Below are 12,942 nucleotides of genomic sequence, written 5' to 3' on the forward strand. Positions count from 1 at the left end.
ACCCGAATTCACTTCTCTAGTGAATGATTTTAAATAACAACTCCTTTAAAATATCTCCCTGAGGAAGCGCAGTTGCGCCCACCCCTTTACTTTTTAGATCTGCCTCTCTAAGTCTGGTAATGACCTGAGCTACTTTTCGCATGGGATAATTCTTTGCCGCTCTTTGATACTCAGGAACGAAATACGGATTAATCCTGAGACTTTTGGCCACATTTATTTTTCCCTTATCCTTTAAACCGTGATAAAGCAACAGTTGTGTAAAAAAACTGTTCAGCAATGATATCGTCATTACAAGAGGATTGCTCTTTGGGTTTTGAGCAAAATATTGAACGATCTGATTGGCTTTTACTATTTCTTTATCACCAATGGCTTTTCTTAACTCGAAATTATTAAAATCTTTGCTGATTCCTATATTCTCTTCGATGTGCAAGGGCGTAATCAGGGTCTTTTCTTCCAGAATCAGGGATAGTTTTTCAAGTTCATTATCGATCTTAGACAGGTCCGTTCCTAAAAACTCTACCAGCATGTGAGCCGCTTTTGGTTCTATTCTATGCCCCTTCTGTTTCAGGATGGATCCAATCCAGTCACTCACTTGATTTTCATAAAGTTTTTTGCTCTCAAACAGACAACCCTTCTGTGCCACGATCTTGCCAAGCCTTTTTCTCTTATCTATCGTTTTATATTTGTAGCAAATCACTAAAACAGTAGACGGTTGAGGGTTCTCAGCATAATCAGCCAGTTTTTCAATGGTTCTGGACAAGTCCTGAGCTTCTTTGACAATGACAACCTGTTTTTCAGACATCATCGGGAAACGTTTCGCGTTGGCTACAATATCCTCAATAGTGACATCTCTTCCATACAGCACCATTTGATTAAATCCCTTTTCCTCCTCGGTCAAAACGTTGTTTTCAATAAAATCGGAAATCTTATCAATGTAATAGGCTTCCTCCCCCATCAAAAAATAAATAGGCTTGGTGTTTTTTGACCTTATTTCTTCAGCGATCTGTTTGAGTCTGTTCATCCTACAAATTAATGGTACTATTTGACAAAGATTATTATTTTTACTCAATGATAAATCTCAATCTTCCCAAATATTCCTTTCGAATCAAAAGTAAAGAAAATAAGCTTTATATTTTTGATAAGGTTAGAAAAAAAGACCTCGTTCTTACCGAGGAAGAATGGGTAAGGCAGCATTTTATAACTTACCTTAATGAAGATAAAAAATATCCCTTATCACGTATGGCCGTTGAAAAAAAATGTGTTGTAAATAATATGGCGAAACGGACAGATATAGTGGTTTTTGACGGAATGGGTTCACCTTATATAATCGTGGAATGTAAAGCTCCAAAGGTACAGATCACTCAACAGAGTTTCGATCAGATAGCAAGGTATAATATGACGTTAAATGCAAAGTTTCTCATCGTCACCAACGGGCTTCAGCATTTTTACTGTCAAATGGATCATGAAGCAGAAGAATACAGATTCTTAAAGGAAATTCCGGATTATGCTTAAAAGTTGTCGGAATTATAGTTTTGATTGTTGAAAAAAGCTATGTTTGCACTCCCAAATTCAATTTATTCATTGTCTTGAAAATAGCAATTGTCATTTTAAACTGGAATGGAAGAAAACTTCTTGAAAAGTTTCTGCCATCTATGGTTAAGTTTAGTCTTGATGATGCCGAAGTATATGTGGCTGACAATGACTCGGAAGACGATTCTATAGATTTCATAAAAGCAAATTATCCGGAGGTAAAAATAATTCAAAACAAGATCAATGGAGGCTTTGCCAAAGGATACAACGATGCCTTGAAAGAGATCGACGCTGATATTTACGCCCTTGTCAACTCTGACATAGAGGTGACCAAAAATTGGTTAAAACCGGTTAGAAGTGCATTCGAAAAATTTCCGCAAACGGCAGTTATTCAGCCTAAAATTCTCGACTTCAAAGACAAAACCAAATTTGAATATGCGGGAGCCGGAGGTGGATATGTAGATTTTATGGGATATCCATTTTGCCGAGGAAGGATATTCATGGAACTGGAATCGGATCAAGGCCAGTTTAACGATGTTGCCGACATTTTTTGGGCTTCCGGAGCGTGCTTCTTTATAAAATCGAAAATTTATCATGAACTTGGTGGCTTTGACGAACAGTATTTTGCCCACCAGGAGGAGATAGATTTATGCTGGCGGGTTCAAAACGAAGGGCACAACATAAAATACGTGGGAGAATCTGAAGTTTACCATGTTGGAGGGGCAACTCTGAGGGAATCCAATCCCAGAAAAACCTTTCTCAACTTCCGGAACAGCCTGTTTACGATCACCAAAAACGTACCTAAACGTTATGTCATTCTTGTCATTTTGCTCAGGCTCATCCTTGACGGAGTGGCGGGATTAAAATTTGTCCTCGAACTGAGACCGGTTCATAGCTGGGCCATTATAAAAGCCCATTTGAGTTTTTACTGGTATTCCAGAAGAATGCTTGCAAAAAGAAGGGCGCTTTCCTTTAAACAAACCTCCTATTTTTACTGCTTTAGCATAGTGTGGGAACATTTTATATTAGGGAAGAATCGATTTGATTCCTTACGTAAATAATGCTCTTTTACCAATTGCATTTTCTTCTATTTATTGATCTTTCATTAATTTTCCTATATTTGATTCAAGAGCTGAAAGAGATGCCTATTTTGGTATAATGAATCAAAGACCTCTATCCGGATCAACAGTTCGAATTAAAAAGCAAATGAAAAATGAATAGGAATAAGAAATTCATAAATAAGGATAAAATTCTTTTTAGAATGATCTTTGTTGTTTTTCTTATTTTTTTGCTCTCATGTGAATCCGGGGAAAAAAAATTAGCTGAACAAAGCCATAATCTAAAACAGGTTGTTTCCACAGACTTACCGCAGATTATTGAATCCGGGGTTCTAAAAGTCATAACGAGCTACTCTCCAACAGGTTATTTTCTTTACAAAGGGAAAACAATGGGTTTTGAATACGAAATATTTAAGCGACTTGCTGATCATCTCGGAGTAAGGCTTGAAATGGTTATCGCAAAAAATGTTGACTCCGTGATTCCGATGCTCAATCGTGGAGATGGTGATATAATCGCACTGGGATATACGATTACATCTGCACGAAAAGAAGATGTCAGTTTTACGGACCCCTATTTGATAACGCATCAATCCCTTATCCAGAAAAAACCCGATAACTGGAGGAAAATGACTAAAGATAACATCAAAAAAAGTCTGGCAACAGATGTTATCGACCTGATCAATGATACGGTTTCCGTAAGAAAAAACTCTTCCTATTACCTGAGGATAAAAGAATTATCCAATGAACTTGGAGATTCTATTTACATTAAGGTACTTCCTGGAGAGTTATCTGATGAGCAAATCATCAAAATGGTCTCTGAAGGAACAATAAAATATTCTGTGATTGACAATCACAAAGCCTCAATTCACAAAAGTTATTTTCCAAATATCGATATCAGTACCCCAATAAGTTTATCCCAAAGAATTGCCTGGGCGGTTCGAAAAACATCGCCTGAACTTCTCGAGACCATTAATAAAGGACTTGCCACGATCAAAAGAAAACCAGATTATAATATGATCTATGACAAGTATTTTAAAAACAGGCGCCAGTTTCATAAAAGGCTCGACAGCGAATTTTATACCGGTAAAACTGGAAAATTCAGTGAATACGACGAGATTGTTAAAAAATATTCTGATGGTCTGGGGTGGGACTGGATTCTTTTAAAATCCCTGATCTATCAGGAATCAATGTTCAAATCAGATAATACGGCCTGGACTGGTGCAAGCGGCCTGATGCAATTGATGCCTACAACGGCAAAAGAAATGGGTGTAACCAACATCTATGACCCTGAACAGAATATTAAAGGAGGTACAAAATATCTGAAACGAATGTATTCATACTGGGATCAGATACCTGATTCCATACAACGAATCAAATTTGCCATTGCTTCATACAATTGTGGATACGGACATATCAAAGACGCTCAAAAGCTGGCGTCTGTAAAAGGAAAGGATTCATTGAATTGGGACAATGGGGTTGATTATTATGTTTTAAACCTTTCAAAGCCTGAATTTTACAATGACCCCGTGGTTGAATTTGGTTATGCCAGAGGATATGAACCTTATAATTATGTCAAAGATATTTTTGACCGTTATAAGAATTATAAGACCATCTCCTCCCAATAAAAATTACCTGCCCAATGACTATTTTTGATTTTCTAGACCTATTAGGAACGGCAGCATTTGCTATATCTGGAGCCTTATTTGCCATAAAAAAAAGAATGGACACCTTTGGTGTTTTGATCATTGCTTTTGTTACAGCCGTTGGTGGCGGAACTTTGAGGGATATATTGATAAATGCCGACAGAATAACCTGGATGAATGATCTAAATTATATTTATGTGATCTTATTTTCAGTGATCTTTGCAATAATATTTAGAAAAAAAATAGGCTACCTCAGTAAATCGCTGTTCCTTTTTGATACAATCGGGCTCGGAATCTTTACCATAATTGGTACAGAAATCGGGTTGCAGAATGAATTCCATGGAGTTATATGTGTTTCACTGGGAATGATTACAGCCACTTTTGGCGGAGTGATTCGAGATACCCTGAGTAATGAGATTCCACTGATTTTTCAGAAAGAAATTTATGCAACCGCCTGCATTATAGGAGCAACTACGTATTTAATACTTAATAATTACCAAATTGATCGGGACCTGATCCATATATTAACAACAATAATGGTGATCGCCGTAAGGTTAATTGCAGTTCGATTCAAATTACAACTACCTACCTTCTATAGCTCTTAAAATTCTAGTAATCCCCAAGAGTTTCAGGGTTCTGGTCCAGTCCCGTTTTTAACTGGTCATCATTTGGGGCTTTTCCGTGCCAGGCATGGGTTCCCATCATGAAATCTACTCCATTCCCCATTTCAGTATGCATTAAAATACAAACCGGTTTACCTTTACCCGTTTCCGCTTTGGCTCTCTTCAAACCTTCAAGCACACTCTCAATATCGTTCCCTTTTTCTATTTCAAGAACCGTCCATCCAAAAGCTTCAAATTTAGCTCTTAGGTCACCGAGAGGCATAACCTCATCAGTTGCCCCGTCAATTTGTTTCAGGTTGTAGTCTATCGTTGAAATCAGATTATCAACTTTCTTACCGGCAGCATACATGGCGGCTTCCCATATTTGCCCCTCCTGAAGCTCACCATCTCCGTGCAAACTGTAAACCAAATGCTCATCATTGTTAAGCTTCTTGGCCGTTGCGGCTCCAACTGCTACAGACAATCCCTGCCCCAAAGAACCAGCCGACATTCTAACGCCAGGCAATCCTTCATGCGTTGTGGGATGTCCCTGTAACCTTGTGTCAATTTTCCTGAAAGAAGCCAATTCAGATACAGGAAAAAAACCAGTCCTTGCAAGCACACTGTAAAGTACAGGTGAAATATGTCCGTTAGATAAAAAGAACAAATCCTCCCCTTTTCCATCCATATCAAAATCTTTGGAATAATCCATCACCTCCTGGTACAAGGCTGTCATAAATTCCGTACAACCCAAAGATCCTCCCGGATGTCCTGAATTAACGGCATGCACCATTCTTAGTATGTCACGTCTTACTTGTGTCGAAAAATCTTTAAGTTCACTTACAGTTGGCATATCTCTTTGTTTTAGCAGGGCAAAAATACTAAACTCAATCCAATATCTGAATCAAAAAAAAAGATAATTTAAAGGCTTATAAACAGTAATCAAGAATTTTCATTTTCATCAAATTTTAAACTATGTTTAACAAAAGAGTTATCTTATATCCATACGAAAAAGCTAAATTTGTACGGTTTAACAAAATTGACACTTAATGAAAAGATTAATAATTTTTGCAGTTGCTATAAGTTTGCTAGCCTGTGAAAAGGAACCAAAAGATTATGTAAGCCTTGAAGGAAAGGTGAGTAACGGCAAATTAGATAGCTTGACCGTGAAGGGAAGAAATTTTAGCAAGACAATGAAAATCTCTGAAGATGGATCTTTTAAAGACACGATGAGAATTACAGATGGATTTCACGCGATCAGCAACGGTTCAAGAGAGTTCTATTTATACCTTAAAAATGGCTATGAACTGGAAGTAACCATGGACATGGAACGTTTCCCTGAATCTATTTCTTTTGAAGGAAAGGGAGCTATTACAAATGAATATCTGAAAAGAAAAATTCAATTTATCAAGGATGAAGATCTGGCTAATTACAACAAATATTTTGAACTTGAAAAGGACGAGTTTGATGTAAGTATTGCCCTCCTTCAATCAAAAATGGATGCGTTGCTAAATGAGACCAAGGGTCTTGAACCTGAGGTTATTCGAATGGAAAAAGATGCCAATGACAGAATGATCATTTTCTTTCAGGATAATTATGAAATAGAGCATAAAGCACTTGCAGGACTCAAAACAGGTGATCCCTCGCCTGGATTCAGTTACCCGGATCAAAATGGCAAAAACGTTTCTCTTGAAGACTTAAAAGGAAAGTTCGTCTACATTGATGTATGGGCCACCTGGTGCGGGCCGTGTATGAAAGAAATACCTTTTCTAAAAGAAATGGATGAGGAATATAAAGGCAAGAATATTGCTTTTGTGAGCCTGTCCATAGATAAAATGGAAAATAAAGATAAATGGCTTAAAATGATCGAAGATGAAGATTTAAGAGGAATACAGTTACTTGCCGATAATGACTGGAATTCTGATTTTGTAACTTCATACAACATAAGGGGTATTCCAAGGTTTATCTTGCTGGATGACCAGGGAAATATCTTGGATTCGAATGCTCCGAGGCCATCGGATCCGAACCTGAAAGATATTTTAGATGGTCTGTCCTTGTAAGGATCAGATAAGATTTATGAAAGCTCCTGTTAACCCAGGAGCTTTTTTTATGCCGAAAAGTCAGCTAATTCCTTATAAAACAGTCATTTTGACACTTTTTAGATGTTTAGATAGGATTGGAATATGTTTTGAAACAATTTAAACGAACAAAAAGAACAGACAAATGAATTTTAATAATTTCACTATAAAATCTCAAGAGGCTGTGCAAAGAGCCCAGCAAATTGCACAAGGCCTGGAGCAACAGCAAATTGAAAATGCTCATATTTTAAAAGGTATATTGGAAGTTGATGAAAATGTAACCCCGTTTATTCTTAAGAAACTTGGTGTAAATGTTGAGCTTTTCAACAAAACACTTGAAAATATCATTCAGAGTTTTCCAAAAGTAGAAGGGGCCGAGCTGATGCTATCAAAATCGGCGAATAAGATGCTCATAGATTCTGGAAACATTGCAAAAAGCATGAAAGATGAGTATGTTTCGCTTGAGCACTTATTGCTGGCCATTTTAAAGTCCAAAGGGGATACAACCCAGCTTTTAAAAGACAACGGTATCAATGAAAAGGACCTTTTAAACACTATCGAAGAGCTCAGAAAAGGAAACAGGGTAACTTCGCAAAGTGCAGAAGAAACTTACAACTCTTTAGAGAAATACGCAAAGAACTTGAATCAACTCGCGAATGACGGAAAACTCGATCCGGTAATTGGGCGTGATGAAGAAATTCGGAGGATTTTGCAGATCCTGTCACGAAGGACAAAGAACAATCCTATCCTAATCGGAGAACCAGGAACGGGTAAAACTGCCATAGCGGAAGGCCTTGCACATAGAATTGTAAAAGGTGATGTTCCTGAAAACCTTCAAAACAAGGTTATTTATTCCCTGGACATGGGAGCATTGATTGCCGGAGCAAAGTATAAAGGTGAATTCGAGGAAAGATTAAAGTCGGTGGTCAAGGAAGTGATTTCATCGGATGGTGAAATTGTACTCTTTATTGACGAGATCCATACACTCGTTGGTGCCGGAGGCGGACAGGGAGCCATGGATGCTGCCAATATTCTTAAACCCGCTTTGGCAAGAGGAGAACTTAGAGCTATTGGTGCAACTACCCTGGATGAATACCAAAAACATTTTGAAAAGGATAAGGCCCTTGAACGCAGGTTTCAGAAAGTAACCGTTAATGAACCGGATACTGAAAGCGCTATCTCAATACTACGCGGTATCAAAGATAAATATGAGACGCATCATAAGGTTGAAATAAAAGACAGTGCTATAATTGCCGCTGTTGAGCTTTCTCAAAGGTACATCAGCGACAGGTTCCTTCCCGACAAGGCGATTGACCTAATGGATGAAGCCGCTTCAAAGTTGCGTATGGAGATCAATTCAAAACCGGAAGAACTCGATGTCCTGGATAGAAAAGTGATGCAGCTGGAAATTGAAATTGAAGCCATCAAACGGGAAAAAGACACGAAAAAGCTTAAATTCTTAAAAGAAGAACTTGCAAATATCAAGGAAAAGAGAAATGAGATCAATGCGAAATGGACAAGTGAAAAAGAGATTGTAGACAAGGTTCAGTCAACCAAAGAGAATATTGAAAAATTCAAACTGGAAGCAGAACGTGCCGAAAGAGAAGGTAATTACGGTCTGGTAGCTGAGATCAGATATGGAAAGATCAAAAGTGAAGAAGAAAAATTGCTTGAATATCAGAAAGAACTGGAAGAGAATCAGGAAAACTCTCTGATCAAGGAAGAGGTTACCAGCGAGGATATTGCGGAAGTTGTTGCCAAATGGACAGGAATTCCGGTTCAAAAAATGCTGCAGAGCGACAGAGAGAAACTCTTGCAGTTGGAGGAGGAATTGCACCAAAGGGTCATTGGCCAGAATGAGGCTATTGAAGCTGTTTCTGATGCGGTAAGAAGATCTCGGGCCGGTTTGCAGGACAGCAAAAAACCTATTGGTTCTTTCCTGTTCCTGGGTACGACAGGAGTTGGAAAAACTGAACTGGCGAAGGCCCTGGCAGATTACCTTTTTGACGATGAATCTGCCATGACCAGAATTGACATGAGCGAATATCAGGAAAGACATGCTGTAAGCCGATTAATTGGGGCCCCTCCGGGTTATGTTGGATATGATGAAGGAGGTCAACTTACAGAAGCCGTGCGAAGAAAACCCTATTCGGTAATTCTTCTCGATGAAATCGAGAAGGCTCATCCTGATACCTTCAATATTTTACTACAGGTTTTGGATGAAGGGCGTTTAACAGATAACAAAGGGCGTGTGGCTGATTTTAGAAATTCAATTATCATCATGACCTCCAATATGGGAGCTCATATCATTCAGGAAAATTTTGAAAACATGGACATGGATGCGAGAGAATCCATTATTGAAACGACAAAAATAGACGTCCTGGGATTATTAAAGAAGACGATACGACCTGAATTTTTGAATAGAATAGATGAAATCATCATGTTTACCCCTCTGAACAAAGAAGAAGTAACACAGATCGTAAAACTTCAGATCAAAGCCCTGGCTGAAATGCTGGAAGAGAAGAACATTGCATTGTCATCTACGGATGAGGCCATTGAAAGTCTGGCTGAAAAAGGATTCAACCCTCAATTTGGTGCGAGACCAATCAAACGTGTAATTCAAAGAGAGGTACTGAATTCGCTTTCCAAAGAAATTCTTGCAGGGAATATTTCTCCAAAAAGTTCGATCTTACTTGATGCTTTTGGCGAACAACTTGTTTTTAGAAACAATTAATTGAATTATAATAAAAGTTAAAACCGGCAATTAAGCCGGTTTTTTTTATTCTGACAGGTCGGATCTTGAGAATTTAGAATTTTACTACTGCTAAAATGAAAAAAAATGAATTTATCAAAATTCAAATTAGTAAGTCAGTAAATCTTATGTCAAAATAGTATTATCCTCCATTTCTTATTAAATTTGCAGGGCCTATTTAAGATTTCTATGGATATACAACCAAAAACCAAACGATTTAATGAAAATATACTGAGTAAATATCAAATTTACAACAGTATCTTTATTACACTTCCATTTGATAATATCAGTAATACAGGAGTACTGATGCCTTTGCTTAAAAGTGAATGTGAAAAAGGATTTGCCAAAGGCCTCACCCCAATAGAGATCATTGACAGGTTCTTCCTTAAATATCAGGATACAATTGATCAGAAAGAGCAAATAAATCTTCTTTTCAAATTTATTCAATACATCGAAAGACAGGTTGTGTTATTTGATGCTGTTGAAGATGCTGCCTTTCCCATCACACATAATATGGATGGTAAAGGAACCTTGCGAAATGCCAAAGAAGAGGCGTTTTCACAGAATAAAAAAGAGGCACTTCAACAATATCTGGAAGACTTTAAGGTGAGAATCGTGCTCACGGCACACCCGACACAATTTTACCCGGGATCGGTATTAGGGATCATAACCGATTTAACAACGGCGATAGAAAACAACGATCTGGTCAATATTAAAAAGTTGCTCGCTCAGCTAGGGGTTACTCCCTTTTTGAAAGCTGAAAAGCCTACTCCTCTGGATGAGGCCGTAAACTTGATATGGTATTTGGAAAATATTTTTTATCATTCAGCGGCAAGTATCTTTAATTATATCGAAAGTAATATTTACGAGGGCAAAGAAGTGAATAATGAATTTGTCAACATGGGATTCTGGCCGGGTGGCGACAGAGACGGAAATCCTTTTGTTACCACTGAGATAACGGAGCAAGTTGCGCAAAAGCTAAGACAAACGGTGATCCGCTGTTATTACAGGGATATAAGAAAGCTTCGAAGAAAACTGACTTTCAGAAAAGTATCGGATATCATTCTTGAAATTGAAAACAAACTGTATCGAAGTTTTATCAATCCGGCAGAGATAATTATTACCCATGAGGAGTTTTCATCAAAACTTCTGGAGATTAAGGAACTTATAGTGAACGATTATCAGTCCCTCTATCTTACTGAATTGAAGGATTTGATCCATAAAAGCAAGATTTTTGGATTTTATTTTGCCACTCTTGATATCAGACAGGACAGTAGAATACATCATCAGGTATTTACCCAAATAGCCGATCATTTAATAAACAGCGATGATCAGATCCTACCGAAAAACTACCATAAACTGGATGAATTGTCTCAAATGAAAATATTATCAACCGTTGAAGGAGACATCAGATCAATTGATTTTAAAGATGAATTGGTGGTAAAAACCCTGGGGTCTATAGAAGCCATTAAAAAAATTCAGCATACAAATGGGGAAAAAGGTGCCAACAGGTATATCATAAGTAACAATCAAAGCTCCCTGAATGTAATGCAGGTTTTTGCAATGCTTAAAATGACTGCATTCAAAAATGATCTTACTGTTGATGTTGTCCCATTATTTGAGACCGTTGATGACCTTATAAATTCCTCTCGGATCATGGAGGAACTATACAGTAATGAAGCTTACAGAGCTCACGTTAAGAATCGTGGAAATCAGCAGACCATCATGCTCGGTTTTTCGGACGGAACAAAGGACGGAGGATATCTTATGGCCAATTGGTCTATCTTCAAAGCAAAGGAAGAACTGACAAGAATATCCAGAAAATACAATATCAAGGCAATATTCTTTGATGGGCGCGGAGGCCCTCCTGCCCGGGGCGGAGGAAAAACCCATCAATTCTATGCATCACTTGGTCCAACCATTGAAAATGAAGAAGTACAACTTACCATTCAGGGGCAAACTATCAGCTCGAATTTTGGGACTTCCGAGTCGGCTCAGTATAACCTGGAACAACTTATAAGTTCGGGTGTCAGCAATGAGTTCTTTGACAGTGCAAAAAATATATTGAACCCGGAGCATCGAAAAATCATGAATGAACTGGCCGAGATCAGTTATAAGGCTTATACCGATTTTAAAAATCATGACAAATTTTTGTCATATTTAGAAAAAATTAGCACGTTAAAATACTATGCAAAAACCAATATTGGAAGCCGTCCATCCAAAAGAAAAACATCCGATCAACTTAATTTCAGCGATCTAAGAGCCATTCCTTTTGTAGGTTCCTGGAGCCAGCTCAAACAAAATGTACCTGGTTTCTTTGGGGTGGGAACTGCCCTGCTCAAATTTGAAGAAGAAGGGAATTTCGACAAGGTGGTAAGTTTTTACAACAATTCGAAGTTTTTCAAAAGCCTTATTGACAATAGTATGATGGCTATGAAAAAATCGTTTTTTGAGCTTACACGCTACATGGAGAAAGATCCTGAATTTGGAGAATTCTGGACGCTTATTTATGAAGAATTCCTGAGAAGCAAAAGACTCGTTCTAAAACTTGCCAATCAGTCTGAACTCATGCAGAATTATCCTATCAGCAAAGCATCCATAGAAGTTAGAGAATCTATAGTTTTACCTTTGCTGACGATTCAACAGTATGCACTGAAAAAAGTTCAGGACCTGAATGCGGTTGAAAATCCTGACAAGGATCTGTTAAACGTTTATGAAAAAATCATAACGAGATCGCTGTTTGGAAACATTAATGCAAGCCGAAATTCAGCGTAAGAAAAACATTAGCTCAATTATAATAAAACCTTATTAATTAGCGTTATAAGTTTCAATAATAACAATTGCTAAAAAAATAAGGGGCTATGAAGAAGATTTTTTTTAGTTGTGCAGCATGCGTTTTCATGTTACTGTTTTCATCATGCACAACAAATGATGTCAAGGAAATTTCAGGAACAATCATTATCAAAGATTTAGGTTCACATGTTTTTAACATTAATGCCGACAATATCCATGCAAAAATAATTATGCCTGGACCGGAAATAGAGCATCCCATCGTTTATGATCAGGTACCTTTATTCAGAACCTCTGATTACAACGCAAGGATAGAGATTGATGAATCTGGCAAGCTCAGATCAGAATTGCTCAACAATCTTGTTGTCATGTATGAGGTGGAAACAGATGAAATTGCCAATCAGGATCTGAACCAGCTACTGGAGGAAGGTTTTATTAAGATTGAATGGACAGGAATCAACTAAAAGGGTAATAAAACCTCATCCCCTT

At 37.7% G+C, this 12,942-nt stretch carries 10 protein-coding genes; 8 read left to right on the plus strand and 2 right to left on the minus strand.

Annotated elements, in window-relative coordinates:
* Positions 1 to 16: 16 nt before the first annotated feature.
* Positions 17 to 1,021, minus strand: a complete 1,005-nt coding sequence (holA, locus tag LCM02_RS05830) for a DNA polymerase III subunit delta (protein ID WP_224927383.1) — start codon at positions 1,019 to 1,021, stop codon at positions 17 to 19.
* Between the two features lie 47 nt (positions 1,022 to 1,068).
* Between holA and LCM02_RS05835 the strand changes: the two genes are divergently transcribed.
* The 4 genes from LCM02_RS05835 to LCM02_RS05850 all read left to right on the plus strand — a co-directional run bounded on the left by LCM02_RS05835 (position 1,069) and on the right by LCM02_RS05850 (position 4,836).
* On the plus strand, positions 1,069 to 1,512 hold the full coding sequence (locus LCM02_RS05835; protein ID WP_224927384.1) for a type I restriction enzyme HsdR N-terminal domain-containing protein: 444 nt from the start codon (positions 1,069 to 1,071) through the stop codon (positions 1,510 to 1,512).
* Between the two features lie 74 nt (positions 1,513 to 1,586).
* Positions 1,587 to 2,591 carry a glycosyltransferase family 2 protein gene (locus tag LCM02_RS05840; protein ID WP_224927385.1) on the plus strand — a complete coding sequence of 335 codons (1,005 nt, stop codon included), beginning with the start codon at positions 1,587 to 1,589 and terminating at the stop codon, positions 2,589 to 2,591.
* Between the two features lie 152 nt (positions 2,592 to 2,743).
* On the plus strand, positions 2,744 to 4,213 hold the full coding sequence (locus LCM02_RS05845; protein WP_224927386.1) for an MltF family protein: 1,470 nt from the start codon (positions 2,744 to 2,746) through the stop codon (positions 4,211 to 4,213).
* A 14-nt stretch (positions 4,214 to 4,227) separates the two neighbouring features.
* Positions 4,228 to 4,836, plus strand: coding sequence for a trimeric intracellular cation channel family protein (locus tag LCM02_RS05850; RefSeq protein WP_224927387.1), 609 nt, complete (start codon positions 4,228 to 4,230; stop codon positions 4,834 to 4,836).
* A gap of 4 nt (positions 4,837 to 4,840) precedes the next feature.
* Here the strand turns inward: LCM02_RS05850 and LCM02_RS05855 are convergent, their stop codons facing one another.
* The gene (locus tag LCM02_RS05855) at positions 4,841 to 5,686 is read right to left on the minus strand and encodes a transketolase (RefSeq protein WP_224927388.1); all 846 of its coding nucleotides are present in this window, start codon (positions 5,684 to 5,686) and stop codon (positions 4,841 to 4,843) included.
* Positions 5,687 to 5,882: 196 nt separating this feature from the next.
* Between LCM02_RS05855 and LCM02_RS05860 the strand changes: the two genes are divergently transcribed.
* The 4 genes from LCM02_RS05860 (at position 5,883) to LCM02_RS05875 (ending at position 12,917) form a co-directional block, all read left to right on the plus strand.
* A complete protein-coding gene (locus tag LCM02_RS05860) occupies positions 5,883 to 6,893 on the plus strand; it encodes a TlpA family protein disulfide reductase (protein ID WP_224927389.1) in 1,011 nt (336 codons plus the stop codon).
* Positions 6,894 to 7,056: 163 nt separating this feature from the next.
* Positions 7,057 to 9,645: an ATP-dependent chaperone ClpB gene (gene clpB / locus LCM02_RS05865; protein WP_224927390.1), complete on the plus strand. Its 2,589-nt coding sequence runs from the start codon at positions 7,057 to 7,059 to the stop codon at positions 9,643 to 9,645.
* Positions 9,646 to 9,852: 207 nt separating this feature from the next.
* Positions 9,853 to 12,438: a phosphoenolpyruvate carboxylase gene (locus LCM02_RS05870; RefSeq protein ID WP_224927391.1), complete on the plus strand. Its 2,586-nt coding sequence runs from the start codon at positions 9,853 to 9,855 to the stop codon at positions 12,436 to 12,438.
* Between the two features lie 86 nt (positions 12,439 to 12,524).
* Positions 12,525 to 12,917, plus strand: coding sequence for a hypothetical protein (locus LCM02_RS05875; RefSeq protein ID WP_224927392.1), 393 nt, complete (start codon positions 12,525 to 12,527; stop codon positions 12,915 to 12,917).
* Positions 12,918 to 12,942 lie beyond the last annotated feature (25 nt).

It is taken from the genome of Lutimonas saemankumensis (assembly GCF_020171465.1).
Taxonomy (GTDB): Bacteria; Bacteroidota; Bacteroidia; order Flavobacteriales; family Flavobacteriaceae; genus Lutimonas; species Lutimonas saemankumensis.